Genomic DNA, 26,758 nt, shown 5'->3' on the forward strand with positions numbered 1-26,758 from the left:
GTAGGAAAGTACACAAATAAAAAAGGGAGCCGAAGCTCCCTTTTACGCTAACTAACAGCCTTAAAGATGCTCAATGATCTTCAAGCAAGAGTCTTTAGCATCACCAAATAGCATTGATGAGTTCTCTTTAAAGAAAAGCGGGTTTTGAACGCCAGCGTAACCGGTATTCATTGATCGCTTAAATACAACGACGTTTTGTGCGTTCCATACCTCAAGTACTGGCATGCCAGCAATTGGGCTTGTTGGATCTTCAAGTGCAGCCGGGTTAACCGTATCGTTCGCACCGATAACAAGAACAGTATCAGTCTCAGTGAAATCATCGTTGATTTCGTCCATTTCCAATACGATGTCATAAGGTACTTTCGCTTCTGCTAGTAGTACGTTCATGTGACCAGGTAGACGGCCCGCTACTGGGTGAATACCAAAGCGCACTTCAATACCTTGAGCACGAAGTTTATCTGTAATCTCATGCACTGGGTACTGAGCTTGAGCTACTGCCATGCCGTATCCTGGAGTGATGATCACTGACTTAGAGTTCTTCAGCATTTCAGCCACTTCTTCAGCGGTTGATTCGCGATGCTCACCCTGCTCTTCATCACCCGTAGATACTGCGACTTCTTGACCAAAGCCACCTGCGATAACACTGATAAACGAGCGGTTCATTGCCTTACACATAATGTAAGACAGGATTGCACCTGACGAACCTACTAGTGCACCGGTCACGATCAGAAGATCGTTCGCTAGCATGAAACCTGCCGCAGCTGCTGCCCAACCAGAGTATGAGTTAAGCATTGAAACCACTACTGGCATATCCGCACCGCCGATTGAAGCCACCAAATGGTAACCAAACGCGAACGCTATCAGAGTCATTAGGAACAATGGGAATAGAGCGCCATCGCCACCTAGGTACCATTTCAACAATAGTGCTGAAACCACGATAGCCGCAAGGTTTAGCTTGTGCTTGTGCGGAAGGTTCAATGGAGACGAAGAAATGATGCCACGCAATTTACCAAAGGCTACTATAGAACCGGTAAAGGTTACTGCACCAATGAATACGCCAAGGTAAACTTCAACAAGGTGAATCACGTGCTCAGCATGAGTTGCTGCTTCTGGTGCATCTAATAGGCTGTTGTAACCTACTAGTACTGCTGCCATACCTACAAAACTGTGTAGGATTGCAACCAACTCTGGCATTTCGGTCATTTCAACTTTCTTGGCATAATGAATACCAATACCGCCACCAACAACCATAGCCAATAGAATCCAAGCAATACCGCTTGAATGTGGGCCAAAGATAGTCGCAAGCAAGGCGATAGCCATACCTGCAATACCGTAATAGTTACCTGAACGAGCCGTTTCTTGTTTAGAAAGACCCGCCAAGCTCATAATAAAGAACACAGCAGCAATAATATATGCGGCTTGAACTAATCCTGCAGACATAGTTTACTCCTTAGTCTTTACGGAACATTTCTAGCATGCGCTTCGTGACCGTAAAGCCACCGAAGATGTTGATGCTAGCAATTAACACGGCAATAAATGCAAGGAAGGTGACAACACCGTTACCTTGTCCTATTTGTAGCAATGCACCCACAATGATGATGCCCGAAATGGCATTAGTCACCGACATAAGTGGGGTATGCAAAGCGTGCGTTACGTTCCAAACTACGTAGTAACCTACGATACAAGCCAGTACGAATACAGTGAAGTGAGCGAGGAATGCAGCAGGTGCTACTGAAGCAACCCATGCAAATGCACCAAGACCAATGGCAAGACCTGCAAGCTTTTTGATTGGAGAGACTGGCTCATCTTTCTTAGGCTCAGGTTTTACTGGAGCGGCTTTAGGTGCAGCCTGTGGCTGTGCAGACACCTGAATTGGTGGCGCAGGCCAAGTCACTTCACCTTCTTTCACTACCGTTACACCACGAAGCACTACATCTTCAAAGTCGATATCGATGTTGCCATCTTTCTCTTTGCAAAGCAGTTTCAGCAGGTTGACAATGTTAGTACCGTAAAGTTGAGAAGACTGGGTCGGTAGGCGACCTACCATATCGGTATAACCAATGACTTTAACGCCATTTGCCGTCGTAATGACCTTGTCTGCTTCGGTGTAAGCACAGTTACCGCCGTTAGCAGCTGCAAGGTCAACAATCACACTACCCGACTTCATGCTATCTACCATTTCTTTAGTAATTAGCTTAGGTGCTGGACGACCTGGGATAAGTGCTGTTGTGATGATGATATCAACGTCTTTCGCTTGCTCAGCGTAAAGCTCTTCCGCTTTCTTGTTGAAGTCGTCTGACATTTCTTTTGCATAGCCGTCACCAGCGCCAGTATCTTCTTGGAAATCCACTTCTAAGAACTCAGCACCCATAGATTCAACTTGCTCTTTTACTTCAGGACGAACGTCAAATGAACGAACGATAGCGCCAAGGCTTCCTGCAGCACCGATGGCAGCAAGACCTGCAACACCTGCACCCGCAACCAAAACTTTAGCTGGCGGAACTTTACCCGCAGCGGTAATTTGACCTGTGAAGAAACGACCAAATTCGTGGGCAGCTTCAACCACAGCACGGTAACCTGCGATGTTCGCCATTGAGCTCAATGCATCCAACGCTTGAGCACGAGAAATACGAGGTACCGCATCCATCGCCATCACGTTGATGTTCTTGCTCGAAAGTTTTTCCATCAATTCAGGGTTTTGCGCTGGCCATACAAAGCTAACCAGGCTCGCACCATCCTTGAGAAGCGCAATCTCTTCATCAGAAGGTGCGTTTACTTTCAGAATTAAGTCCGCGTCCCAAACAGTAGCGTGATCAACAATTGTTGCTCCCGCACTTTCAAACGCTTGATTGTCGAAGCTGGCTAACGCCCCGGCTTCCCCTTCTATTGAGACGTCAAATCCCAGTTTTATAAGCTGCTCTACCGTTTTAGGCGTTGCAGCTACGCGTGTTTCACCCGCGAGGCTTTCTCTAGGCACACCAATTTGCATAGCTATTCCCTACTATTGGCACAAAAATAAAAAACAAAATTAAAAAGTCTTCCTTGGCCCACCAATAAAAGCTAACCGCTTTTACCTGCGCCACCAATTCAGAAAAAATATCATTAATATCTGTAAGAAAACAACACATCATTGTCTTACAGAGCACTCATCAGACTAGCTAGCCTGAGCTTAGTGGTTGAAGATGGTTTCACCCATTTGATCGATCAACATTTGTGCTTTTTTGATCATCAATTCATTGGCATCACCTTCATTGCCAAGTAAGTCAGATCGAATAAAGCGGTGAGTCTTAATTGAGTCGCCCTCACCCAGTGTTATGCGTCCAGCAATGCGATACTGGCCACCCTCTGCAATGGGTTCAGCGTAAATTAAATACCCTTTGTACTCTATTGGTTCTACAGCAACCTGTTTAGGTGCTTCAGACGAACCAAAGAGACGACTAAACCATCCCATAAAATCTCCAAAAATCTTAGACTTACTGATACTAAATCTATGTTAAACAAGGTTTAAAGGCGAGGATTAATATCAAGAACTTGAAGCTGATACGGGTAGTTTTTTGTATTAAAACTACATATCGACTTAAAAGAGTGATGGGGACATAATAACGCAACACGCAAGCAACAAAACATTTACTTGGTTATAGCTAATAGCCAAAATTAAATCATTAGTCTTCGTTAATCAGTAGGACCAAGGTTCCACCTTTTAAGCTACTTCCGTAGTTGATGTTGATGCCAAGGCCAACATTATCTAGATAGTCTTTCAAGAACGGAGGAGAAACGAGCCATCCTAAGCTCCATTCATAATAGTGAGCAGTGCCCATAGGTTCGCGCAGATCCTTACCGACATCGATACGACGAATACTGCTATAGAGGGTTTGTCCATATCCCCCCCAATGCGCAATATCATAAAACCCCTTTACGCCGTTGATCCAATACCACCCTTCGGGGTTACCCACGTCACCTTCATTAGCCTCACCCCAGCCAAAGCCATAGAAGTACTTCATTTCCGTGAAGGCTTCCCAATGCCCCCAGTTATGTTCGCGGTCATAATGTAACTCTACGCTAGGTTTGAAGGTTAGAGCCCATGCATCTGTATTAAACGCATAACCATCGAGCGTTTCTCTATATGCTGTGGTTAATGAATTTCGGTAGGTGTAGTCATTGCGAAAGTACATCAGGTTGGTGCCGAGTCCCGTATTCAGGCTCCAACTTTCGGACAATGGATAGTGAACCCAATATTTAGCGGCTAAAGTATATGTCTCGTCCCTTGCAGTATCTTCTGGCTCAGTGGGATCATCCCCAATAGAAAGGTCGCGCTTAGTCTTTAGATAGGAACCGACTACGGTAACGTTTTGCTTCAAACTTTTATCATCCAGAGATAAGTCGTTCAATTTAAACGTGTATGGAATGGTGTAAATAGAAATTTGCTTGCGCAGCTCTAGCGACTCTTCAGACCCTATATTTTCGTTATTGGTAACGAAATCATTCGGGTCAAAGTCTTGAAAACCAAACGAGATAGCATCACTGTCACTGAGCAAAACTGCGGTTGCAAAGTTTTGCTCTAACACTTTTTGCAAGGTTTCGTCGGCTTGAGCATAAGCACTAGCAAGCAATACTAGCGGTATGAGGGCGTACTGTTTCAAATCAACTCCATTTGAACAACTTTTTCCGTTTACCTATCTGAGATTGAGAATTAAACGTTATTGTTAACCATTACAGTCAGTTACTTCTCAAGGTTAGTATATTACGCCTCGAGTTCAATCAAGATAAAGGTATTAAATATCATTTTGCACAAATACCCACCCTATAGTACAAATAACCACCACCCTATAAGGTCGATGCCTTATTTATTGAGCACCCATCACCCAATACGCGTTTATAGTTTGACTTTTTTAGGTAACTTTTTACGATAAGGTGACCATCAATACAAGGTATGCCCTTATGTCAGAAATAATTGAAGATCAAACCATCGATCTAAGTGAAGTATCAGCGGAATTGCGTCAGGTCATCGAGTTTGATGAAGTACCTGAGCAGATGTTCCAAATGGTTGTTTCTATACATGAGGCCGGTGAAGCAGAAGTACGCAAAGCGTGGGACGAACTGCCAGCCAGTGCACAGAATGTAGTAGACAACTTCGAGCAATTTCACGCTCTTACCTCAGTAAGCCAAGCCTTTGCAGGTGTTGGACTACTAGAAGAGTTCCCAACGCTTAACATTCCTGAAAACATGACGGAAGAACAAACTAACGCTTACAAAGCACAATTGTTAGACCAAGTTCTTTTCAACTGTATCAAGGACATGGTCAAGCAAATGAAGAAAGCTCGTCGTGACCCTATCCTTAAGCGCGATTTCAATAGTGTCTTTCTAAAAGACTAAGATCCTATCGCCTAAAGTGAACTCGAGTTGTTAGATCAGCTCGAGTTTTTTATTGCTGAAAGAAAAAGCGGGTACATTCTCTTTTTAAGAGTTAGTGTGTAGCCAGGTTTTGCTGTGTAAAACTCACCCCTTTAATCTGGGCAAAAACTTGACTGCCTTTCTGAAGGTTCAATTCTGCCGTAGCCCACTGAGTCAGTATCGATTTTAACGCTAGCTCTTCATTCAAGGCTAAAGTTAATAGGCAAGAGTGATCGTTTAGTTCTTCCATATCAGTTACTTGCACGGGGATGATATTCCGAATTGAACTGCCAACCACAGGTGACAGTGTCACTGAGACATCTCTAGCATCAATCCTAATGCGCATACATTCGCCCTTCTTGTCCTCAAACGCTTGGTCAGGAACCCAGAGTGCATGCCCCGCTACCTTCATTTTTCGCATAGCATAATTGGGATGTCGATCAGAAACCTTGGCGGTCAGTAGCGCACTGTGCTGCTCACTCTCTTGCCATAACGCGAGCGAGTCTCCATTCCACACTTGTTCTACCGTACCGAAATCAGCAACCTTCCCCGACTCTAGAACCAGCAGGTTGTCAGCCAAGTGCATTACCTCTTCAAGGCTATGCGTCACGTAGACGATGGGAATGTCTATTTTGTGTGGCAGTTGACTGAGATAATGCATGACCTCCCTTTTTCTAGGTAAATCAAGACTAGCCAGAGGCTCATCCATCAACAGCAACTCAGGCTCACTCAACAGCGCCCTAGCAATGGCAACTCGCTGCCTTTCACCACCACTGAGCTTGTTTGGTTTAGAATCTAACAGGTGCTCAATACCAAGTAACGACGTTAGCTCCTTAAATCGTCCACTTTGTAACTTGTTTGGCGAACCAAAAAGAAGGTTCTCTAAAATAGAGAGATGAGAGAACAAACGGGCATCTTGAAAGACGACCGCTATTTTTCGTTTCCATACAGGCACATTGATACTGTGCTTGGTATCAAGTAGACAGGTTTCTTTAAATGTCACCTCACCTTGATCAGGGGACAATAACCCACACAATACGTTTAGAAGCGTGGATTTACCGCTACCGGAGCGGCCAAACACCGCAGTAACACCGGTCGAGGGGATAGTTCCTCTTATATCAAAGGATTGGTTATCGAATTGGTGCGTAAATGAGAACATTAGTGTCATTAAACAAGCCCCAATTTCTGTTGAGACCGGCGCGACATCCATTCACTGATAAATAGCGAAACCAGTGCTATTACAATGGCTAAAATACACAACCTCATCGCTTCAAACTCTGCGCCGGGCGTTTCTAGAAAGCTAAACATAGCAAGGGGGATGGTTTGAGTTTCACCAGGGATATTAGAGACAAAGGTAATGGTGGCACCAAACTCACCTAAGCTGCGCGCAAAGGCCAACACAAATCCAGAAATAACCCCAGGCATAATCAATGGAAGCGTTACCCGCTGGAACACTCTCCATGGGTTAGCACCCAGTGTCATTGCGGCGTCTTCAAGCTTGCTGTCCACAGATAAAATACTAAGGCGAATGGCCCTCACCATTAAAGGCAACGCAACCACTGCCGATGCTAAGGCCGCACCTCTCCAACTGAACGAGAAGTCGAGTCCGAGATACTGCTCTAGCCATTTGCCAAGCGGGCCTTGTTTTCCAAACAAGATCAGCAATACATATCCGATGACCACAGGAGGCAGAACTAACGGCAAGTGAATAAGTCCGTCGAGCAGACTTTTGCCATAGAACTCTTTTTTAGCCAAAAGCCAAGCCAGTGCAATTCCGATAGGTAAAATACAAATACTCGCAACAAAGGCTACTTTTAGGCTCAGTGCTAGGGCTGTAATTTCTAACTCGGTGAGCATCACACCTTCCCTATTGGGTTAATGGGGTAAATCCTAACTCTAGCAAATATTGACTCATCTCTTTGCTATAAAGGGCTTTGTATACCTGATTTGCGCTGCTTTTATCTGAAAGTAGCAACGCTGGGTACTTAATAGGCTCGTAAAGATCCATTGGGATAGCCGAAACTAGATGAGCCTGTTTAGACTGTTTTGCATCGGTAACATACACAATACCCATTGGCACCTGCTGCCTTTCCACCATAGCAAGCACAGCACGAGTATTTTTCATTGGAGCCGTGTGTTTTGACAGTGACTGCCACACGCCTAGATTCTGTAAGGCTTGTTTCGCATAGATACCAACAGGAACGGTGTTTGATTCACCAATGGCTAAACGCTGACCGTCTAACATTTTGTTCCAGTTAGAGAGATCATCTAGTCTATCGAACCTTACGTCTTTATTTCCTGACACTACAACAAGCTGATTTCCCGCAATGTTAATCGAGGGTTTAACGCCTTTACCCTGTTGTTCTAGATAATCCATCCACTGTGTGTTCGCGGATATAAAGATATCGGCAGGCGCACCTTGGGAAATCTGCCTTGCTAGAGAAGACGATGAGCCATAGACCCCTTTTACTTCTATTCCCTGCCCTTGAGCTTTTTCAATTAACCTTTCAACAACCTGCGTCATAGATGATGCAGCATAGACGTAGACGGTTTGGTTTGAATTGGCGAATGAGAATGAAGAGAAGAGTAATAAAAGCGGAATTAGAATACGCGGCATAAGGTTCTTAATAAGTAGGTGCCCAATAAAGGGCACCTAGTTGTTCGTTATTATTTAGTGATTTTTGGTTGTACGTATTTACGACTGACATCAACAATCGCCACATCTCGTACGAAACTACGTCCAAGCAACACTGGGAAGTCTAAGTGCGAGCGATCGACTAGAGTAAACTCTGTCTTCTCTTTCAGTTCAGAAAGCTGGATCCAAATCGCTACCACAGGACGTTTATCCGATTCTTCTGAGCTTGACTGCTTCACTTTTGCAAAGCGCTCGATTGGCAAGCTGATCTCTTTGCCAACTTTCCCGGCGTAGGCTGGTTTGAACTTCACCCACTTCTTGCCATCACGCTCAAACTGCTTAACTTCGATAGCGGATAGAGAAGACGTTGTAGCGCCTGAGTCAACGCGTGCTTTCACTGTCGCTTTGAATTCAGGGAAGAACAACCATTCTTGTTCACCAAGAATAAGTTTGCCATCTTCTGTTTTCGTCGGAGCAGGCGCTGGTTCAGCTTCCTTCTCTTCTTCAACAGCCACTGGCTCTTCTTTTTCTACCACTTCTTCAACTGCTTCTTCAGTTTCTTGCTCCATGACCGGCTTTTCAAACTTTATTTCTTCCTCACCACTTTTTTGTGGTGTGCTTGAACATGCGACCAAAGAGCCTGCAAACAAAGCAATACTTAAAATTTTCCAATGTTTCATCCAATCCACCCTGTTAATCTAAGTTATTTATTATTATCGAACCGCTGCTATAGCTGACGCTACGTAAGTTAAATCTTGTTCCCTTAGGCCTGCAATGTTGATACGGCCATCGTTAACACCGTACACAGCAAACTCTTCACGAAGCCTGGTCATCTGCTGTGCTGAGAAACCGAGTACGCTAAACATACCTTTGTGTTGTTTAATAAACTCAAAGTCCTCAGAATTTGTATTCTGAGCCAACTCTAAACACAGTTGGTCTCTTAAGCTAACCAGTCTTAAGCGCATCTGCTCTAACTCAGTCATCCAAGAAGACTTTAACTCATTGTCTAACAACACAGTTTTAACTATAGACGCGCCATGCGCAGGAGGCATAGTATAAGTTGATCTTGCCATCTGTAATAGCTTACCACGCGCATTCATTGCATGGTTTTGCTGATCTGCTACCACGATCGCACTACCCGTACGCTCTCGGTACAAACCAAAGTTTTTAGAGCAAGAACTGGTCACCAACAACTCAGGTAGGTTTGCCGCCATGTGTTGCACGCCGAACGCATCTTGCGCTAATCCATCACCAAAACCTTGGTAAGCAATATCAATGAACGGCAAGAAACCATTTTTTTGAGCAAGTAACGTTACTTGCTTCCATGCTTCTTGAGTAAGGTCCGCACCCGTTGGGTTATGGCAACAGCCATGCAGTAGTACTACGTCTCTTGCGCCTGCTTTGCTTAAATCTTCTAGCATTGCACTCACATCAACTTGCTTGCTGCTTGGTTCAAAGTAGCGGTAATGCTTAACCTTAAGGCCGGCGGCTTCCATCACTGGTTGATGATTTACATAGCTTGGATTGCTCAGCCACACCGTAGCCCCTGGATTTGAGAAGGCAATGAGTTCGGCCAACATTCGCAGTCCACCACTGGCACCGGGCGTTTGCACGGATATGGCGCGCTCCGCGATAGCTGAGTCAGGTAAAACAAGATTTAGCGCTGCAGCATTAAATTCTTCATCACCCGCCATACCCACGTATGCCTTGGTTTCTTGGCTGTTTAGAACGACTTGCTCAGCTTTTTGTATAGACTGCATGATCGGTGTTACACCGTCACTATTTCGATAAACGCCGATACCAAGATCGATCTTTTTATCGCGCTGGTCTTGTCTGTAAGCTAAAGATAAAGACAGGATTGGATCCTGTTGAGGTGCTGGTAGATTGGAGAACATGAAAGTCACAACCCTTTGAAATTCATTTGGATAGTGTCACGTTATCACTTGCCGAAAAAAATCGAAACAGTTATTAGGGTCTGTTGACCTTTTGCGATTAAATTTTACACAGACAGGTGGTGGGACGTAAATGAAACGCCCTAAAACTGGGATATATTACTTTAGGTCGAAGCGATGAATCACTTGATTAGAACTGCCACGCCACTCTAGACGCACATCCGCAAAGTCTTTCTCATACTTTCCATCGATTAACACATCGACAAAATCCACAACCTGTTGTTGCTCGGAAGAGAGATCGGCTAACAAGTAACCCGTCCAAAGCCAAATGTCCTTTCCTGGGCATTCTTCTTTCACGCGTTTAACCAAATTCAGCACTGACTCTACGTTTCCCGGAAACAAGGGATCGCCTCCAGAAAGAGACAATCCACGGCGTTTAATGCGAGTGTCATTGAGATCAGCAATGATCTGGTCTTCCATCTCTTTAGTGTAGAGATGGCCAGAGCTAGGAGACCAAGTCGATTGGTTGTAGCAACCACGGCACTGATGAATGCAACCAGAAACAAACAAGGTACAACGCGTCCCCGGTCCGTTCACTACATCTACTGGATAATAGTTATGGTAATTCATCAATGCCCTACTCTTGGTTCAACCAATCTTGTAAATTATAGGTGTTTAACGCGTCGCTTAACTTCTTCTTGCTTACCGAAGTTAAACGGACGTGCATCTGGGCTTCCTAAGTAGCCACACACACGGCGTGTCACTGATACCTTAGAGGAATCATGGTTGCCACAAGATGGACAGGTAAAGCCCTTACTCGTACATTCAAACTCGCCCGTATAGCTACACTCATAACACTCATCGATAGGTGTATTAGTGCCGTAATAGGGAACTCGGCTGTATGAATAATCCCAGACATTTTCTAGCGCTTCAATATTGCGCTGCATGTTCGGGAATTCACCGTAACAGATGAAGCCACCCGTTGAGATAAGCGGATACGGCATCTCAAAGTCAATCTTATCGTACGGGTTTACTTTCTTTTCAACATCTAGGTGGAAGCTGTTGGTGTAGTAACCCTTATCTGTAACGCCTTTGATGACACCAAATTCTTTAGTGTCTACGCGGCAGAAACGGCTGCATAGGTTTTCACTTGGTGTACCGTACAAGCTAAATCCATAGCCCGTTTCTTCAGTCCAGCGCTCAACGTTTTCTTTTAGGTAAGCAACGATGTCTAGTGCTTTCTCACGCAAACGAGACTCATCAAATACGTGCTCTTCATTACCAAACAGCGCATTAATGGTTTCGTGAATACCGATGTAACCTAGTGAAATTGATGCACGGCCATTTTTAAAGATTTCAGCCACTGAATCATCAGGGTTTAGGCGAACACCACACGCGCCTTCCATATACAAAATAGGAGCAACGCGAGCTTTAACGTTTTCAAGTCGAGTGATACGAGTCTCTAGGGCGCGACGCGCTGTCACTAGTTTTTCGTCTAGTAACTCATAGAAACGTTCTTCACTGCCACCAGCTTGCAGTGCAATACGTGGCAAGTTAAGGCTAACAACACCAAGGTTGTTGCGTCCTTCATGGATCATCTCGCCGTTTTCTTCATAGACGTTGAGGAAGCTACGACAACCCATAGGCGTTTTGAATGAACCCGTTACTTCTACTACCTTGTCGTAGTTTAAGATATCTGGGTACATACGCTTAGACGCACATTCAAGAGCCAACTGTTTAATATCGTAGTTAGGATCCGTTGGCTTATGGTTCAAGCCATCTTGGATTGCAAACACCAACTTAGGGAAGACCGCTGTCTTCTTGTTCTTACCAAGGCCAGCAATACGGTTCTTTAAAATAGACGTTTGAATCAGCTTTGAAGCCCATGTAGAGCCAAGACCAAAACCAAAAGTAACAAAAGGAGTTTGACCGTTTGCTGTGTGCAGAGTATTGACCTCATACTCTAGAGATTGAAAAGCGTCGTAACACTCTTTCTCTGTACGAGAGCGTGCAAATTCTTCAGGGTTATGAATATCCCATTCTTTAGCTACTTCAAGGTGCTTTTCGTAGCTGCAAGTCACATACGGTTCTAGGACTTCATCAATACGGTTAATGGTTGTACCGCCGTAGATGTGGCTAGCAACCTGAGCAATGATTTGCGCAGTAACCGCGGTCGCTGTCGAGATTGATTTCGGAGTATCAATCTCTGCATTACCCATTTTAAAGCCATGTGTTAGCATGCCCTTAAGGTCGATTAGCATGCAGTTAAACATTGGGAAAAACGGTGCGTAATCAAGGTCGTGGTAATGAATATCGCCGTCTTCGTGTGCTTTAACAATGTCACGAGGCAAAATGTGCGTCTTTGCGTAGTGTTTAGCTACAATACCTGCAAGGAGATCACGCTGAGTTGGGATCACTTTACCGTCTTTGTTGGCGTTTTCGTTAAGAAGGTCAGCATTAGATTGCTCGATTAGACCCTGAATTTCTTGGTTCAGGACACTCTTCTTCTCACGAGCCATATCACGGTCATGACGGTATTCGATGTACGAGCGTGCCAGTCCTTTATAAGGACCTTGCATCAGTTCGTTCTCGACTAGGGTTTGGATTTGCTGGATATCCACTTCTTGGCTATCTACCAGTTGTTGCTCAACAGATAAAGCGACGCCCTCGGCATAGTTCGCTAAGTCTTCATCTGTGTGAGGTGCAGCACTTTTTATTGCTGCAACAATACGATCCTTGGTAAATGGGGCGAGAGATCCGTCTCTTTTTAGAACAACTGGTTTCACATATTCTCCTTACCCACAGCATATACACAGATACACTATATAGGGTATTCATATTTGTTTTACACACTACATATTGTGGGCGTATTAAACGAGAACCGCCACCCAATGTTTTTGATCTAGATCAATATAAAGGTTGAGTAAGCGATTTTGAGACCGATCTTTTTTGAATAAATGATCTCGTCCTCATAACAAAAAAAATCGTATAAATTTTTCAGAAGAACTTGCAATTTTTGAAGCGCTTTTGGAATGGGCAATGAAAAGGAACAAAGGATTTAGATGCTAGAAAAACTAAAAAAATCACTTGCATTTACTTGGGTAATATTGCTGATTTCAGCTCTACCAAGCGGTGCATATGCAACCACTATAAACCTCACCACTTGGAACATAGCCTGGCTATCTACGCAGAGTTATCCACAATATTCTGAAAGTAATAGGAGCATGAATGACTTCTCAAGCTTGTCTGGTTACTTTCATAAGACCCATGCAGACATCCTTGCTTTTCAAGAAGTCGATAGTGCTGATGCCATCAACAAGGTCGTTGGTACTGATTATCACATAATGCTGTCTGATCGTGCGCTGACTACAAATTCCCAACGCCAGTTCAACGATATCAACCAGTACACGGGATTTGCTATACGCAAGATGTTCAAGGTTCATAACCACCCCGATATTGATTTGAACCCCAGCAAAAATGGTAAGCTTCGCTTTGCCAGCTATATAGAGATAGAAAGAAACAACAGTAAGCCAAATATCCATTTGCTTTCTGTTCATCTTAAAGCGGGCTGTCAGGGCGCCAAACGTAACAACCGATCCTGCAAACTCTTGGAGAAACAAGGAACAATGCTCAATCAGTGGATTAAGGATAGGCAGAGCAACAGAGATTCTTTTGTCATCCTGGGCGATTTTAACCATAACCTTGCCTACAGAGGCGACTGGTTATGGGAGCAACTTACACAAGGCACAACGAATGCAGTTCTCGCATCAGCTGACTCTAAGGCGAAGTGTGAAGTGCGCTCTAACAGAAACCCGAAACAAACTCATAGGTTCCGAAATCTTATTGATCATGTCATCGTGAGTTCCGACTTAGCGTTCTCTGAGCCTGCTCAAGACACTTTTTCAAAAAACGATGTAATTAACTATCAGCTCAGTGATCACTGTCCTGTGTCGCTCTCGATCAAGTAGTACACAAAAACGCCCTCATATTTGAGGGCGTTGATTAATCATCGACTCTAGCATTGCTCAAGACTTAGCTGTGACACTCGTTACGCGTCCGCCAATATAAAAACCTGCCAGCATTGCCACTAGGAACATCCATGCTTGTATGTTGCCTGTTCCTAATGACGAAACGACAGGTCCAGGGCAAATACCCACTAAACCCCAACCGATACCAAATAACCCAGCTCCCACTAGCAAACGACTATCGATAAGGCTGCTTTTGGAAACTGAAAATGTCTCTGCTACTAGTGGTTTTGGCTGCTTCTTAATAACCAAAAAGTACACAGGCAAGAACACGCCTAAGCCGCCACCCATCACAAACGCCAGACTTGGGTCCCAGTTGCCCGCAATATCCAAGAATCCAATAACCTTCACCGGGTCGACCATTCCTGAGATAGCCATACCCAGACCAAATAACACACCCGCAATAATTGAGATAAATTTAAACATACCCTTACCCCACTAGATGCAAGCGAACAAACACAGTAATACCAGACACCAGCATAAACACGCAGGTCGCGACGATTGAGCGCTTAGACAAGCGTCCAATTCCACAGATGCCATGACCGGACGTGCATCCATTGCCAATTTTAGTGCCTATACCCACAAATAAACCGCCAAGTAATAGCAGCACTAGGTTGGTGTCGTATTGCATTGGAATGTAAGCACCGAATGCATTTACTCCTAATACACCACCAGCGACCATGCCGATAACAAACAACCAGCGCCAACCTCTATCTCCGGATTCATTTTTCATAAGACCAGAGACAATACCGCTAATGCCAGCAATCTTGCCGTTGAAAAGTAATAACATTGATGCTGAAACGCCTAAAAGCATTCCCCCGAATAGCGAGGACCAAGGAATGGTAAACTCCACAATCTTCTCCTTAATTAACAGTAAATTTGATATAGCGATTGGATAAGCTGTTCTACTTGCTGGTTTTTCAGCGAATAAAACACTTTTTGCGATTCTTTTCTCACTTGCACAAGTTCGTTGTCTCTTAGCACCTTAAGATGCTGAGATAATGCCGATTGATTAAGTAGCGATCCTTTCTGCAGGTCCGACACCCCTTTCTCACCCTCAATTAATTGGCACACCACCATCAAACGCTCTGAGTGAGACAATACCTTCAAAACAGACGCGACATTGTCCGCTTTTGCTTTTATCTCAAGAAGATCGGATGCCTCGGTTTGTGCATCAGTTTTTACATTGATTTGTGCATAGCTTTGGTTATTTTCTATCAAGCCTCATACCTTTCATTTAATTGTATGACTGCGGATAGTGTAAACCACACACTAAATTAGTCAATGCTAATTTAGTGCTTGCAAATTTAGCCCTGTTAATATTAGAATTTACTTATTGAAGTGAAATACTCACAGCCCACAAATATAAAAACAAGTTTGGAGCAACAACAATGACTAAGATCCTTATCGTAGGCGGTGTCGCCGGTGGCGCATCGGCGGCTACCAGAGCACGTCGATTGAGCGAAGATGCAGAAATTATCATGTTTGAACGAGGCGAGTTTGTTTCTTTTGCCAACTGCGGTCTGCCTTATCACATCGGTGGTGACATCACCGACCGAAGCAAGCTTCTGCTACAAACTCCCGAGAGTTTCCTTGCACGATTTAACGTCGATGTACGAGTGATGAACGAGGTTGTTGCTATTCAGCGTCAAGAGAAAACAGTAACCGTAAAGAACCTGCTTGATGGCAACGAATACACAGAAAGCTATGACTTCTTGTTGCTCAGCCCTGGCGCAGGACCGATCGTGCCCCCTATTGACGGATTGGATAATCCACTCACCCACTCGCTGCGAAATATTCCCGATATGGATCGCATCATCAATACCCTAAAAATGAACAAAGCTGAGCATGCGACCGTTGTTGGCGGTGGGTTTATTGGTCTAGAGATGATGGAAGCATTTCATCAGCTGGGCATCAAAACTACCCTGATTGAAATGGCCGATCAGGTTATGACCCCTGTTGACCGTGAAATGGCGGGCTTTGTCCATACAGAAATTCTAGATAAGGGCATAGACCTCAGACTCGGCGTCGCACTTCAGTCTGTGGAGTACAAACCTAATCGACATATCGCAAATACTGAAGCCGGTGAAACAGAGCATCATCAACATCTGCAAGGCTCGTTGAACCTAAAGCTCAACAATGGTGAAGAGCTGGCAACAGATATCCTGATTATGGCTATTGGTGTTAAACCTGAAACTACACTCGCTCAGCAAGCCGGTCTTGAGATAGGCAAGCTAGGCGGTATCTATACCAATGAGTCTATGCAAACCAGCGACCCTTATATTTATGCCGTGGGTGACGCGGTAGAAGAAAAGGATTTCGTAACCGGAAATCAAACCCTTGTGCCTCTGGCAGGACCTGCAAATAGACAAGGTAGAATGGCCGCCGATAACATGCTTGGCCGTCAGGAAACCTATCAAGGCACACAAGGCACCGCCATTTGTAAAGTGTTTGACTTAGCCATTGCGTCTACAGGTAAAAATGAGAAACAGCTTGTGCGCGCAGGCATCAATTTTGAAAAGGTGTATGTTCACACCGCTAGCCACGCAAGCTATTACCCAGGGGCTGAGATAGTTTCGTTCAAAATGCTGTTCGACCCTGTTACAGGCAAGATTTTTGGCGCCCAAGCAACCGGTAAAGATGGCGTTGATAAACGAATCGATGTGATGGCGGTGGCCCAACGTGCTGGCATGACGGTTGATCAGCTTCAACATTTAGAACTGACTTACGCTCCCCCTTACGGTTCGGCGAAAGATGTCATCAACCAAGCGGCGTTCGTTGCCAACAATATTGTTAAGGGTGACTCAACACCCATTCACTTTGATCAGGTTGATAACTTGTCAGATAATCAAGTCTTACTCGATGTACGTAACCCCGGTGAGCGCGAGAATGGCAACCACATTCAAGGCGATATCAATATTCCAGTAGACCAACTTCGTCATAGAATGCATGAACTGCCAAAAGACAAAGAGATAGTGATTTACTGCCAAGTTGGCCTACGCGGTAACGTCGCCTATCGACAATTGGTGAATAATGGCTTCAAAGCAAGAAACCTGATAGGCGGGTTCAAAACCTATAAGATTGCTAATGCTTAAAAGCCGTACTGTGATTGCAAGCAAATGCTTGCGTTTGCTTAACTAGTTCCCAATAACGCTTCGTCTTGTGTAAGTACAAGGTGAAGCGTTTTTTATTGCCCCCTCTCCAACTTTCCCCTTTTCCCTTTCCCACTTTTCCCTGTAATTACGAGAGCAAGATCCCCTTATCAATACACACAATGAGAATGATTTCACACTATTGGTATTTCTTACACACAAGCTCAGTTTTGTTATTTACACTGCCAACAAATCAACAAAACCTTCCAGATATTCATCATGGGGGGGAAATATTAACGTGGAACATTTTCTTTGTACGCAAAAAGAAAGCGCTTTCTTTCTAGGTTGCACCCATTCAAAGTGTTCTTAAATTTAGCCCATTAATAGGTTTATCGGATAACTTTATGCAAACAGAACAAATACGCATTGCACAGAAAAACTTAGTCCCAGTCAGCCGTCAGGCTGCTGGTGAAGGCATTGTATTATTAGAGAATCGTCAAAATACGCTTCCCCTTTCATCGGAAGATACCGTTTCTCTATTTGGCCGTTGTCAAATTGACACCTATAGAAGCGGCACGGGCTCAGGTGGCGCGGTAAACGTACCCTACGCAGTGAATGCTTTAGAAGGTCTGCGCGCAAATAAAGCTGTTGTTATCAATGAAGAACTGGTCAGCGTTTACGAAAATTGGATTACAGACAACCCATTTGACGATGGCGGTGGCGGTTGGGCAGCAGAACCTTGGTTCCAACACGAAATGCCTCTGTCAGATGACATTGTTAAGACTGCTGCAGCTAAATCAAACAAAGCAGTCGTCTTTATTGGCCGTACCGCGGGTGAAGACCAAGATAATGCCAACGAAGCAGGAAGCTACAAGTTAACTGATCTTGAGCTTGCTATGGTAAACAAGGTCAACGCCTTCTTTGATAACGTAATCATCGTCATGAACGTGACCAACATTATGGACATGTCTTGGCTAGAGACTGTTGACCATAAAGAGTCAATCACTGCGGTACTGTACAGCTGGGCTGCAGGTATGGAAGGTGGACACGCGCTTGCTGACGTATTGTCAGGTGATATCGCACCAAGTGGCCGCCTAACAAACACTATCGCCTACAAGTTATCAGACTACCCTTCTGATGCTAACTTCGGTAGCAAGGTATGTAACCAATACCAAGAAGACATCTATGTGGGTTACCGCTACTTTGAAACCTTTAACAAAGAAGCCGTTCAGTACCCATTTGGTCACGGTCTTTCATACACAAGCTTCGAGCGCGAGTGCATTTCATTCAAAGTTGAAGCCGAAGGAAAAGATCAATTCTTTACGTTTGACATAAAGGTCACTAACACAGGCTCACAATACAAAGCTAAAGAAGTGGTTCAGCTCTATGTAGAAGCACCTCAAGGTAAGCTTGGCAAACCTGCTCGTGTGTTGGCGGGTTTCGGAAAAACTTGCGAGTTAGAAGCTGGGCAAAGTGACACTGTGACTATCACTGTAGCATTGAGCGCACTGGCTTCATTTGACGACAACGGCGTTACTGGCAATGCTCACGCGTTCGTAGTTGAAGCTGGCACATACCAGTTCTACTTGGGTGAAAACGTACGTCAAGCAACCGCTATCGACGCTAAGGTTGAGCTAAAAGACCTAGTTGTAGTAGAGCAGCTTCAAGAAGCAATGGCAGCGATACAAGAGTTTGATCGTCTTAAGCCTGGTGCATTAGCAACAAATGGCTTGTACGAAAAAGCATACGAAGCAGTACCGCAACGCACCGTTTCTCTTGAGGAACGCATCACAGCCAACATGCCTACCACTTATGAAATCACTGGTGATAAGGGTATTCGTTTAGCTGATGTTAAGGAAGGCAAAGCAACTCTAGAAGAGTTCATTGCTCAGCTTAGTCTTGAGCAGTTAGCGACTATCGTTCGCGGTGAAGGTATGTGTAGCCCTAAGGTGACTCCAGGTACTGCGGCCGCATTTGGCGGTGTTAGCGATAGCTTGTTTGAGCTAGGTATCCCAACAGCAGCTGCAGCAGATGGCCCTTCTGGTATCCGCATGGATAGCGGACATAAAGCCTCTCAGGTGCCAATCGGTACCCTGCTAGCGTGTACGTGGAACACACCGCTTAACCATGAGCTATTCAAGCTTGTGGGTGAAGAGATGCAAGCAAACCTTATTGATACCTTGCTTGGTCCTGGCATCAACATCCACCGTCACCCATTAAATGGCCGTAACTTCGAGTACTTCTCTGAAGATCCGTTCATGACGGGCATTATGGCAGCAGCGCAAACTCGTGGCCTTAAGGTTGCAGGTGTTTCAGGCACTATTAAGCACTTTGCAGCAAACGACCAAGAAACGGCGCGTGTAGATTCAGATAGCGCTATGTCAGCGCGTGCACTTCGAGAGATCCACCTTAAGCCGTTTGAAATGGCGGTTAAGCTAGGTGATGCAACCACTATCATGACCTCGTACAATCCAATCAACGGTCACTGGGCAGCATCAAACTACGATCTAAACACTACCATTCTTCGTGGTGAGTGGGGTTATTCTGGCATCGTGATGACCGACTGGTGGGCGAAGATGAATGACTGTGTTTTAGCTGGAGAAGAGTCTAAAACCTTTACTTCGTTCATGGTTCGCGCTCAAAACGACTTATACATGGTTGTTGAAAATGACACGGCTGAATCGAACGGTATGGGTGATAACACAATCCAAGCGGTAGAAGACGGCACACTGACTATTGGTGAGTTACAACGTAGCGCAATGAACATCTGTCGCTTCATTATGGATGCGCCAGTGATGTCTCGCCCGCTTAAGAAGTACGAACCGATTAAACCGTTTGCACCGCAAGCACAAATCAGCGAAGACGCTATTTCTGTTGAACAGCCTATTGAGTTGAATACAGCAGCAAATGTGACTAAAACCATCAAGATCGAAACAGCAGGCGAATACCACTGCTCGGCTGTAGCGCATTACGATAGAAACTCACTGGCTCAGTCATCATGTAGCATGCACTTAAATGGCCTGTTCAGCATGTCATTCCCAGTGAACGGTACAGATGGTAAGAGCGTTGATGTTGACGGCTTGACCGTTAAGCTAGAAGCAGGAACTTACGAAGTACATATTAACTTTGTTAAACGTGGACTGGTTCTTGAAACGCTAAGCTTCACCAAACTGTAACTAACAGCCAGTAGCTATCAGCTATCAGCCTGACTTTCATACACAAGTCTTGTTATCTAATCTCAGTGTGATCTAATACTTCTTTTAGCTTATTAGGTCACACTTTCTATGTTTACTTCCAACTCTGAGCACTGGGCTGAATTTATTTTTGGTCGTGCACAGCTTGGCGATCCTCGTCGCACTAACCGCCTGGTTAAAGTAGCCAGTGATCTAGCTAAAAACGCTGGTAAATCGGTGAGTCGTTCTTGTGATGACCCTGCCAGTATCGAAGGTGCTTACCGCTTCATTCGTAACGATAGTATCAGCCCCGAAGCCATTGCTGAGGCTGGGTACACTCAAACTGACGAGTTAGTTCGTCAGCGCCCTTTAGTCTTAGCACTCCAAGATACTACTGGTCTGAGCTACCGCCATTCTGTTTGTGAAGAACTCGGCGAAGTCAATTCAGGGAGCGACACCCGCCACAGTAATAAAGGACGAACACTCTATGCTCATTCCACATTGATGTTGGATGCTCAGAGTGAACAAGTGCTTGGGTTGGCTTATCAACATTATTGGTACCGACAAAGTAAGCAAGTACAACAAACCCATCAATTACAATGCAGAGAGCGTAGCGAAAAAGAGAGTTATAAATGGCAACATAATGTTGAACAACTCTCATCACGACTTGAAACACTCGACAATGTCATTGATGTTTGTGATCGCGAAGCGGATATGTACGAATACCTAGACTATCAAATCAGTCAAGGTCACCGTTTTGTCGTACGAGCAAGCGACAATCGACGCTTAGTCGGCTTTGATGAAAAGCTTTTTACAGTACTCGATGCCCTTGAACCAAGCGCTCACTACACCATAGATATTCAACAGAAAGGTGGACGTCGAGCGCGAACCGCAACGATAGCATTGAGTCATACATCGGTGACGTTGCAAAAGCCTCAACGCGCTAAAGCAGAAGCCACTATTACTGTAAATGCCGTGGTCTGCCAAGAAGTCGAACCCAACGGCGAAAAAGGTAAATTACGCTGGGTACTTTATACGACCGAACCAGTGACAACTCCCGAAGAAGCTCGTCAAATAGCTCGCTACTACGAACTAAGGTGGCGCATAGAGGAGTTTCATAAAATCTGGAAATCAGAAGGTACACAAGTAGAAAGATTGCGTATGCAAAGTCGTGATAATTTACGTCGTGTAGCCGTTATTCAAGCCTTTATCGCAGTACGTTTATTTCAGTTACGGGAACTGACGCAAAACAAGGAAGAGGCGAAGAATATTCCATGCACGGTTTATTTCAGTAACGTCAGTTGGAAAATACTATGGAAAGCGGCGCACAAAACTAAGCCAATACCAACAGAGCCCCCTTCACTGCATTGGGGATATTACGCCCTCGCCAAGTTAGGTCGCTGGCATGATAGTAAACGGAATGGTCGTGTGGGAGTTGTAGCATTATGGGATGGCTGGTTACAGCTAATGCAACTAGTCGAATCCTATGAAATGCTCAAAGGACTCGACTTGTGATCAAGAGACAGGCTATCAGCTATCAGCTATCAGCTATCAGCTATCAGCTATCAGATGATATAGACCGAGCGCTCCCCCGTGTGTCTCGGTCTTTTTTTATCTCGCTACTTGAGCCTGCAGCTATCACATCGTGAAGATCCGGTTAGCCAGCGGGAGATTGAATAGCGATTTCTGGCAAACCATAGATAGATTTTGTCGCACAAAGGGCGAAACAGTTTCCAACGCGTTGGCGCGTACAGCCAACCTTTCCCTACTCTACTCCAAGCCTGGTAGGTGACATCCAAACCCAATAGAAGTTTTCCTTCTTCATTTAACGCGTGCAGCATTACCGATGCTTGTTTGGCATCTATATAGGGGTAATCAGTAAAGTGTTGAGCGTGAATATCGACGAGTAGCAGTTGATTGGATGTGTCATGCTTTTTAAGGGACGCCATTTCCTTAACGCACAATGGGCAGGTGCCATCATAGAACAGGGTGAATTGACCCATATTTTCCTCTATCGCCAGTAAGTGAGAATACTCTTCATACGGAATAGCTAAAAATATAGGTCATGCTGGCCGTTAGCAGTTAACCTTTTGTTGGGTTGTTCTTGCAGTGTTCGATGGCTTGTTCAAGAAGCTCAATAGCCGTTTTATCACTTGCGGGAAGAGCCGCTTCGCTTTCTCTTATTGGCGTCACACGTTGACCCCAACGGATTCTACCTGCGCCCCAAGTCAGGCCCGCGCCAAAGGCTGCGGTTAAGATCTCAGAACCAGGCTTGATTGCGCCCAGCTCTGCGGCTTCGCAGATAGCAATTGGCACAGTGGCTGCCGAAGTATTACCGTAATTTTGGATGTTGATAAAGGCCTTTTCTTGCTCAATACCCGCTAGATCGCACAACGTTTGAATAATTCGCACATTGGCTTGATGGGGAATCACAAGGTCAATCTTAGAGGTTGGCAATTGAGCTTCAGTTAACACGTGCTGAGCCGCACTTCCCATGCCTTTTACTGCGCGCTTAAATATCTCTCGCCCTACAAAGTTAAACTCAAAGTAGCCATTATCTGTAGCAAACCTTTCCATTGAAGTACCAAAGCTTGGTACTGCTAGAATGTCTCTACCCTCAGAGTCACAACCTAACTTACTTTGCAGTAAACCCACTTCCTCTTCTGTCTCTGAAAGTACTACCGCGCCTGCGCCGTCTCCAAATAGAACCGCAGTATCACGCTGCGTCCAATCGATAAAGAAGCTCAGTCTTTCTGCACCAATAACCAACACATGCTTATAGGCACCCGCTTGAATCATGCGTGTCGCAGTTTCCAGACCGTAGACAAATCCTGTACAGGCGGCATTAAGATCAAAAGCAGCTGCTTGAAACGCCTTCAGGTTATTTTGCACTTTGGAGGCAATGTTAGGGATCAAGGTATCAGGAGAACACGTAGCCACGATGATAAGGTCAAGATCACTGGCTTGAATACCCGCACAATCAATTGCTTGCTGAGCAGCTACTGTTGCTAGATCTGAGGTTTGCACATGACTGATGCGCCTTGCGGATATCCCCGTTCTTGGTTTAATCCACTCATCTGACGTATCAAGAAACGTACTAAGATCATCGTTCGTCAATACTGTTGGTGGAAGACACTTTCCCCAACCCGAAATTTCTGCAAACTTCTTCGCCATACTACCTGCTTTGTTTCAAATCATTATTGGTCCAATGAGTATACTGCATTCAAAGGAGACAAATAACGGTTAGCAATACTTAATTCTCCGCTTAACATCACCAAAATTGTTAGAATGTGATAGTCTTAGCCCCGTTAAGCTAAGCAAGGTTAAAAAATGAACCGCAAGAAGAAAATCAATCAGATCTTTAAGAAGAGACTGAAAAAACAAAACTCAAAGCTACATAGCTCGAATAAGCCGAAGTACATTTCAAAGGCAGAGCGCGCAAAAATGGAGCTTGAAGCTGAGCAAGCCGAAGTGTCTGTCGAGCAAGAGCCAACAGAGCAAGAGTCTCCAGCAGGCTAAAAGCCCTCTCCCAAACTCGTTTCGACTCCAGAGGTGTTAGATTTATCTAGCACTTCAATTTGTTGTTTTCCAAAGATATTCAAACAGGAATTTCATTGTGATTTCTCGATTGCCAAAATGGGTGGAAGTGGGTGCTTTCATTCTTGCTTTGGTGGCAGGCTTTGTTAACTCAATCGGTTTGCTTGGTTTTGAGCACCAGTCAGTGTCACACTTATCTGGAACGGCAACACTACTCGGCATCAGCGTTATCGACAGCTCCTTTGCTCATGTATTGCACCTGTTGGGCGTGTTGATTTCCTTTATGCTCGGCTCGTCCGTCGCCGGTTACTTGCTCCATGACTCTACGTTAAAGCTTGGCAGGCACTATGACTCAGTGCTTTTTATTGAGTCTCTGCTGCTGTTCATCGCACTTGCGCTTCTTTCCTCAGACAACGTTTTTGGTTTGTACTTTGCCTCTGCAGCCTGCGGCTTACAAAATGCCATGGCAACGACCTACAGCGGTGCGATCGTCAGAACGACTCATGTTACGGGAATATTTACAGACCTTGGGATCATGCTAGGTAAGCTATTTAGAGGCGAGCCTCTGGATAAACGAAAAGCTAAATTGTTTATCTGCATTATCTTGGGCTTTGTACTGGGCGGAACTGCTGGGGTCCTACTCTATGCAAAGTATCAGTTTATGTCGCTACTACTGCCAGCAACGGCGTGTTTTGTCATTGCGGTCATTTATAAGCTCTATTCAAGACAACACCGACCGTTGAGCTAATCAAAAATTAAAGCCCCATAGCGAGGTCACTATGAGGCTTTAACACTGGTTTACAGTAGATCGAATCTATCGGCATTCATGACTTTCGTCCATGCTGCCACAAAGTCGGATACAAACCTCTCTTTACTGTCGTCTTGGGCATAAACCTCAGCGTAAGATCTCAGTACCGAGTTAGAACCAAACACCAGTTCCACACGTGTTGCCGTCCACTTAATATCGCCAGTCGCTCTATCACGCAGCTCATACAACCCATCTTGCGTCGGCTTCCAAACATTATTCATGTCGGTGAGATTAACGAAGAAGTCGTTGCTCAATGCCCCTACATCGTCAGTGAACACGCCGTGCGAACTGTTAGCGTAGTTGGCACCTATAACGCGCAGACCACCCACTAGCACTGTCATCTCAGGTGCGGTTAGCCCCATTAGTTGCGCTCTATCCAGCAATAGCTCTTCTGACGTCACCACGTACTCTTTCTTTTGCCAGTTTCTAAATCCATCAGCAACAGGCTCAAGTACTGCAAAAGATTCAGCGTCAGTCATTTCACTGGTGGCATCACCACGACCTGGAGTAAATGGCACGCTTATATCAAATCCTGCAGATTTTGCGGCTTGTTCGACGCCTAAATTACCGGCGATGACGATAGTGTCAGCAACACTTGCCCCTGACTCACTCGCTATTGTCTCAAGCTCAGCTAATACCTTAGCCAGTTTACTAGGCTCATTACCCTGCCAATCTTTTTGTGGCGCTAAGCGAATTCGAGCGCCGTTTGCACCGCCTCGCTTATCTGATCCTCTGAAGGTTCTTGCGCTATCCCATGCTGTAGTGACAAGCTCAGAGAGACTCAGCCCACTGTCTTTAATCTTTGATTTTACAGACTCTACATCATAGCCAGTCGCCCCACTTGGAATAGGGTCTTGCCAAATCAAATCATCATTAGGAACATCAGGACCTAGATAGCAACTCTTCGGTCCCATATCTCTATGGGTTAGCTTAAACCAAGCGCGAGCAAATACTTCGTTGAAGTACTCAGGGTTCTTATGGAAACGCTCTGAAATTTTGCGATACTCAGGGTCCACTTTAAGCGCCATATCCGCATCGGTCATTATTGGGTTATAACGAATATTTGAGTCTTCAACATCTACAGGCTTGTCCGCTTCATTGATATTTACGGGCTCCCACTGCCAAGCACCTGCTGGGCTCTTTTTCAGCTCCCACTCATAAGTGAACAATAGATGGAAATATCCGTTATCCCACTGGGTAGGATTCGTTGTCCATGCCCCTTCTAAACCACTGGTGACGGTGTCACGACCAACACTGCGAGTTTGATGGTTCATCCAGCCAAGTCCTTGCTCAGCAACGTCTGCACCCTCAGGTTCAGCGCCGACCAAAGCAGCATCACCATTACCGTGACACTTACCAACGGTATGACCACCAGCAGTTAACGCGACTGTTTCTTCATCATCCATAGCCATACGTGCAAAGGTAACTCGCATATCGTGAGCGGTTTTCAATGGATCAGGATTACCATCAACCCCTTCTGGATTGACGTAGATGAGCCCCATCATAACCGCCGCAAGCGGGTTTTCTAGGTCGCGTTCGCCGGAATAACGGCTGCTTTCTGCGCCACTTGGCGCTAGCCACTCTTTCTCTGCTCCCCAGTAGATGTCTTTTTCGGGATGCCAGATGTCTTCTCGCCCAAACGCAAAACCGTAGGTTTTAAAGCCCATAGATTCATAGGCCATATTACCTGCAAGGATCATCAGATCAGCCCAGCTAATTTTGTTGCCGTATTTTTGTTTAATTGGCCATAACAGGCGACGAGCTTTGTCTAGGTTTGCATTATCAGGCCAAGAGTTAAGAGGCGCAAAGCGCTGATTGCCTGTACTTGCACCGCCTCGTCCATCGGCAATTCGATAGGTTCCCGCTGAGTGCCAAGCCATACGGATCATTAATCCGCCATAATGTCCCCAATCGGCAGGCCACCAGTCTTGGCTCGTGGTCATTAGAGCCTTCAGGTCATTTTTTAAAGCGGTGACATCGAGGGATTTGAGTTGTTGGCGATAATCGAAATCATCACCAAGGGGGCTGGTTTTAGAATCGTGCTGATGAAGAATATCGAGGTTGAGAGCCTTTGGCCACCACTGCTTCTCAGATCTCTGCTGAGAAGTTACCGCGCCATGCATTACCGGACATTTACCTTGTTTACCTGTCATACCTAACTCCTTGATTTTATCTTTGATAATGGCAATAGAGGACAGGTTGACA

General features: G+C 45.1%; 24 protein-coding genes. 7 read left to right on the forward strand and 17 right to left on the reverse strand.

Annotated features, from left to right (window positions below; all coding sequences use genetic code 11):
• Window positions 1-60: 60 nt before the first annotated feature.
• From pntB to OCU35_RS15880, 4 genes are all read right to left on the reverse strand, one after another.
• Window positions 61-1,440: a Re/Si-specific NAD(P)(+) transhydrogenase subunit beta gene (gene pntB, locus OCU35_RS15865; RefSeq protein ID WP_065210713.1), complete on the reverse strand. Its 1,380-nt coding sequence runs from the start codon at window positions 1,438-1,440 to the stop codon at window positions 61-63.
• Window positions 1,441-1,450: 10 nt separating this feature from the next.
• Window positions 1,451-2,989: a Re/Si-specific NAD(P)(+) transhydrogenase subunit alpha gene (gene pntA, locus OCU35_RS15870; protein WP_102451950.1), complete on the reverse strand. Its 1,539-nt coding sequence runs from the start codon at window positions 2,987-2,989 to the stop codon at window positions 1,451-1,453.
• 180 nt (window positions 2,990-3,169) lie between these two features.
• Window positions 3,170-3,451 carry an HlyU family transcriptional regulator gene (locus OCU35_RS15875; RefSeq protein ID WP_017243278.1) on the reverse strand — a complete coding sequence of 94 codons (282 nt, stop codon included), beginning with the start codon at window positions 3,449-3,451 and terminating at the stop codon, window positions 3,170-3,172.
• A 211-nt stretch (window positions 3,452-3,662) separates the two neighbouring features.
• Window positions 3,663-4,640, reverse strand: coding sequence for a Solitary outer membrane autotransporter beta-barrel domain (locus tag OCU35_RS15880; protein ID WP_017243279.1), 978 nt, complete (start codon window positions 4,638-4,640; stop codon window positions 3,663-3,665).
• A 298-nt stretch (window positions 4,641-4,938) separates the two neighbouring features.
• On the opposite strand from OCU35_RS15880, the gene OCU35_RS15885 reads away from it, so the two are divergent.
• A complete protein-coding gene (locus OCU35_RS15885; RefSeq protein WP_017029949.1) occupies window positions 4,939-5,373 on the forward strand; it encodes a DUF3069 domain-containing protein in 435 nt (144 codons plus the stop codon).
• 91 nt (window positions 5,374-5,464) lie between these two features.
• On the opposite strand, the gene modC is transcribed toward OCU35_RS15885, so the two are convergent.
• The 7 genes from modC to nrdD all read right to left on the reverse strand — a co-directional run bounded on the left by modC (window position 5,465) and on the right by nrdD (window position 12,704).
• Window positions 5,465-6,550 (reverse strand): molybdenum ABC transporter ATP-binding protein, encoded by a 1,086-nt coding sequence (modC, locus tag OCU35_RS15890; protein WP_261826522.1) that lies wholly within the window; start codon window positions 6,548-6,550, stop codon window positions 5,465-5,467.
• Window positions 6,551-6,558: 8 nt separating this feature from the next.
• Window positions 6,559-7,251, reverse strand: a complete 693-nt coding sequence (gene modB / locus OCU35_RS15895; RefSeq protein ID WP_026012797.1) for a molybdate ABC transporter permease subunit — start codon at window positions 7,249-7,251, stop codon at window positions 6,559-6,561.
• A gap of 7 nt (window positions 7,252-7,258) precedes the next feature.
• Window positions 7,259-8,008 carry a molybdate ABC transporter substrate-binding protein gene (gene modA, locus OCU35_RS15900; protein WP_065599804.1) on the reverse strand — a complete coding sequence of 250 codons (750 nt, stop codon included), beginning with the start codon at window positions 8,006-8,008 and terminating at the stop codon, window positions 7,259-7,261.
• A gap of 50 nt (window positions 8,009-8,058) precedes the next feature.
• On the reverse strand, window positions 8,059-8,706 hold the full coding sequence (locus tag OCU35_RS15905; protein ID WP_017243283.1) for an ATP-dependent zinc protease family protein: 648 nt from the start codon (window positions 8,704-8,706) through the stop codon (window positions 8,059-8,061).
• A 33-nt stretch (window positions 8,707-8,739) separates the two neighbouring features.
• Complete coding sequence (locus OCU35_RS15910) at window positions 8,740-9,921, reverse strand: amino acid aminotransferase (RefSeq protein WP_261826523.1); 1,182 nt, start codon at window positions 9,919-9,921, stop codon at window positions 8,740-8,742.
• Window positions 9,922-10,077: 156 nt separating this feature from the next.
• The gene (nrdG, locus tag OCU35_RS15915; RefSeq protein WP_017032243.1) at window positions 10,078-10,548 is read right to left on the reverse strand and encodes an anaerobic ribonucleoside-triphosphate reductase-activating protein; all 471 of its coding nucleotides are present in this window, start codon (window positions 10,546-10,548) and stop codon (window positions 10,078-10,080) included.
• A 35-nt stretch (window positions 10,549-10,583) separates the two neighbouring features.
• Complete coding sequence (gene nrdD, locus OCU35_RS15920) at window positions 10,584-12,704, reverse strand: anaerobic ribonucleoside-triphosphate reductase (protein WP_261826524.1); 2,121 nt, start codon at window positions 12,702-12,704, stop codon at window positions 10,584-10,586.
• 276 nt (window positions 12,705-12,980) lie between these two features.
• On the opposite strand from nrdD, the gene OCU35_RS15925 reads away from it, so the two are divergent.
• A complete protein-coding gene (locus OCU35_RS15925; RefSeq protein WP_261826525.1) occupies window positions 12,981-13,886 on the forward strand; it encodes an endonuclease/exonuclease/phosphatase family protein in 906 nt (301 codons plus the stop codon).
• Window positions 13,887-13,943: 57 nt separating this feature from the next.
• Here the strand turns inward: OCU35_RS15925 and OCU35_RS15930 are convergent, their stop codons facing one another.
• From OCU35_RS15930 to OCU35_RS15940, 3 genes are read right to left on the reverse strand one after another with little or no spacing between them, the layout of a single operon-like run.
• A complete protein-coding gene (locus OCU35_RS15930) occupies window positions 13,944-14,369 on the reverse strand; it encodes a YeeE/YedE family protein (RefSeq protein WP_261826526.1) in 426 nt (141 codons plus the stop codon).
• Between the two features lie 4 nt (window positions 14,370-14,373).
• Window positions 14,374-14,796 carry a YeeE/YedE family protein gene (locus tag OCU35_RS15935; protein ID WP_261826527.1) on the reverse strand — a complete coding sequence of 141 codons (423 nt, stop codon included), beginning with the start codon at window positions 14,794-14,796 and terminating at the stop codon, window positions 14,374-14,376.
• A 14-nt stretch (window positions 14,797-14,810) separates the two neighbouring features.
• On the reverse strand, window positions 14,811-15,164 hold the full coding sequence (locus OCU35_RS15940) for an ArsR/SmtB family transcription factor (protein ID WP_261826528.1): 354 nt from the start codon (window positions 15,162-15,164) through the stop codon (window positions 14,811-14,813).
• Window positions 15,165-15,334: 170 nt separating this feature from the next.
• Here OCU35_RS15940 and OCU35_RS15945 point away from each other — a divergent pair, with 170 nt between their 5' ends.
• The 3 genes from OCU35_RS15945 to OCU35_RS15955 all read left to right on the forward strand — a co-directional run bounded on the left by OCU35_RS15945 (window position 15,335) and on the right by OCU35_RS15955 (window position 21,723).
• Complete coding sequence (locus tag OCU35_RS15945; RefSeq protein WP_261826529.1) at window positions 15,335-17,038, forward strand: FAD-dependent oxidoreductase; 1,704 nt, start codon at window positions 15,335-15,337, stop codon at window positions 17,036-17,038.
• A 401-nt stretch (window positions 17,039-17,439) separates the two neighbouring features.
• Window positions 17,440-20,211, forward strand: coding sequence for a glycoside hydrolase family 3 protein (locus OCU35_RS15950; protein ID WP_261826530.1), 2,772 nt, complete (start codon window positions 17,440-17,442; stop codon window positions 20,209-20,211).
• Between the two features lie 108 nt (window positions 20,212-20,319).
• Window positions 20,320-21,723, forward strand: a complete 1,404-nt coding sequence (locus OCU35_RS15955; RefSeq protein ID WP_261825301.1) for an IS4 family transposase — start codon at window positions 20,320-20,322, stop codon at window positions 21,721-21,723.
• Window positions 21,724-21,827: 104 nt separating this feature from the next.
• Here OCU35_RS15955 and OCU35_RS15960 read toward each other — a convergent pair whose 3' ends face one another.
• Window positions 21,828-22,211 carry a thiol-disulfide oxidoreductase DCC family protein gene (locus tag OCU35_RS15960; protein ID WP_102443112.1) on the reverse strand — a complete coding sequence of 128 codons (384 nt, stop codon included), beginning with the start codon at window positions 22,209-22,211 and terminating at the stop codon, window positions 21,828-21,830.
• A gap of 79 nt (window positions 22,212-22,290) precedes the next feature.
• On the reverse strand, window positions 22,291-23,382 hold the full coding sequence (locus OCU35_RS15965; RefSeq protein ID WP_261826531.1) for a ketoacyl-ACP synthase III: 1,092 nt from the start codon (window positions 23,380-23,382) through the stop codon (window positions 22,291-22,293).
• A gap of 156 nt (window positions 23,383-23,538) precedes the next feature.
• Between OCU35_RS15965 and OCU35_RS15970 the strand changes: the two genes are divergently transcribed.
• Window positions 23,539-23,727, forward strand: a complete 189-nt coding sequence (locus OCU35_RS15970; RefSeq protein WP_017243292.1) for a DUF2986 domain-containing protein — start codon at window positions 23,539-23,541, stop codon at window positions 23,725-23,727.
• Window positions 23,728-23,824: 97 nt separating this feature from the next.
• Window positions 23,825-24,493: a YoaK family protein gene (locus OCU35_RS15975; protein ID WP_261826532.1), complete on the forward strand. Its 669-nt coding sequence runs from the start codon at window positions 23,825-23,827 to the stop codon at window positions 24,491-24,493.
• Between the two features lie 50 nt (window positions 24,494-24,543).
• Here OCU35_RS15975 and katG read toward each other — a convergent pair whose 3' ends face one another.
• Complete coding sequence (gene katG / locus OCU35_RS15980) at window positions 24,544-26,706, reverse strand: catalase/peroxidase HPI (RefSeq protein ID WP_261826533.1); 2,163 nt, start codon at window positions 26,704-26,706, stop codon at window positions 24,544-24,546.
• Window positions 26,707-26,758: the final 52 nt, after the last annotated feature.

The organism is Vibrio breoganii (assembly GCF_024346795.1).
GTDB lineage: Bacteria > Pseudomonadota > Gammaproteobacteria > Enterobacterales > Vibrionaceae > Vibrio > Vibrio breoganii.

Excerpts from the sequence above, each read along its gene's own strand:
- nrdG (WP_017032243.1), bottom strand. The coding sequence starts at position 10,548 with ATGAATTACCATAACTATTATCCAGTAGATGTAGTGAACGGACCGGGG.
- pntB (WP_065210713.1), bottom strand. The coding sequence starts at position 1,440 with ATGTCTGCAGGATTAGTTCAAGCCGCATATATTATTGCTGCTGTGTTC.
- modA (WP_065599804.1), bottom strand. The coding sequence starts at position 8,008 with ATGCCGCGTATTCTAATTCCGCTTTTATTACTCTTCTCTTCATTCTCA.
- modC (WP_261826522.1), bottom strand. The coding sequence starts at position 6,550 with ATGTTCTCATTTACGCACCAATTCGATAACCAATCCTTTGATATAAGA.
- OCU35_RS15885 (WP_017029949.1), top strand. The coding sequence starts at position 4,939 with ATGTCAGAAATAATTGAAGATCAAACCATCGATCTAAGTGAAGTATCA.
- OCU35_RS15970 (WP_017243292.1), top strand. The coding sequence starts at position 23,539 with ATGAACCGCAAGAAGAAAATCAATCAGATCTTTAAGAAGAGACTGAAA.
- OCU35_RS15910 (WP_261826523.1), bottom strand. The coding sequence starts at position 9,921 with ATGTTCTCCAATCTACCAGCACCTCAACAGGATCCAATCCTGTCTTTA.
- OCU35_RS15930 (WP_261826526.1), bottom strand. The coding sequence starts at position 14,369 with ATGTTTAAATTTATCTCAATTATTGCGGGTGTGTTATTTGGTCTGGGT.
- OCU35_RS15955 (WP_261825301.1), top strand. The coding sequence starts at position 20,320 with ATGTTTACTTCCAACTCTGAGCACTGGGCTGAATTTATTTTTGGTCGT.
- OCU35_RS15875 (WP_017243278.1), bottom strand. The coding sequence starts at position 3,451 with ATGGGATGGTTTAGTCGTCTCTTTGGTTCGTCTGAAGCACCTAAACAG.
- OCU35_RS15950 (WP_261826530.1), top strand. The coding sequence starts at position 17,440 with ATGCAAACAGAACAAATACGCATTGCACAGAAAAACTTAGTCCCAGTC.
- OCU35_RS15960 (WP_102443112.1), bottom strand. The coding sequence starts at position 22,211 with ATGGGTCAATTCACCCTGTTCTATGATGGCACCTGCCCATTGTGCGTT.
- OCU35_RS15905 (WP_017243283.1), bottom strand. The coding sequence starts at position 8,706 with ATGAAACATTGGAAAATTTTAAGTATTGCTTTGTTTGCAGGCTCTTTG.
- OCU35_RS15965 (WP_261826531.1), bottom strand. The coding sequence starts at position 23,382 with ATGGCGAAGAAGTTTGCAGAAATTTCGGGTTGGGGAAAGTGTCTTCCA.
- pntA (WP_102451950.1), bottom strand. The coding sequence starts at position 2,989 with ATGCAAATTGGTGTGCCTAGAGAAAGCCTCGCGGGTGAAACACGCGTA.
- OCU35_RS15945 (WP_261826529.1), top strand. The coding sequence starts at position 15,335 with ATGACTAAGATCCTTATCGTAGGCGGTGTCGCCGGTGGCGCATCGGCG.
- katG (WP_261826533.1), bottom strand. The coding sequence starts at position 26,706 with ATGACAGGTAAACAAGGTAAATGTCCGGTAATGCATGGCGCGGTAACT.
- OCU35_RS15925 (WP_261826525.1), top strand. The coding sequence starts at position 12,981 with ATGCTAGAAAAACTAAAAAAATCACTTGCATTTACTTGGGTAATATTG.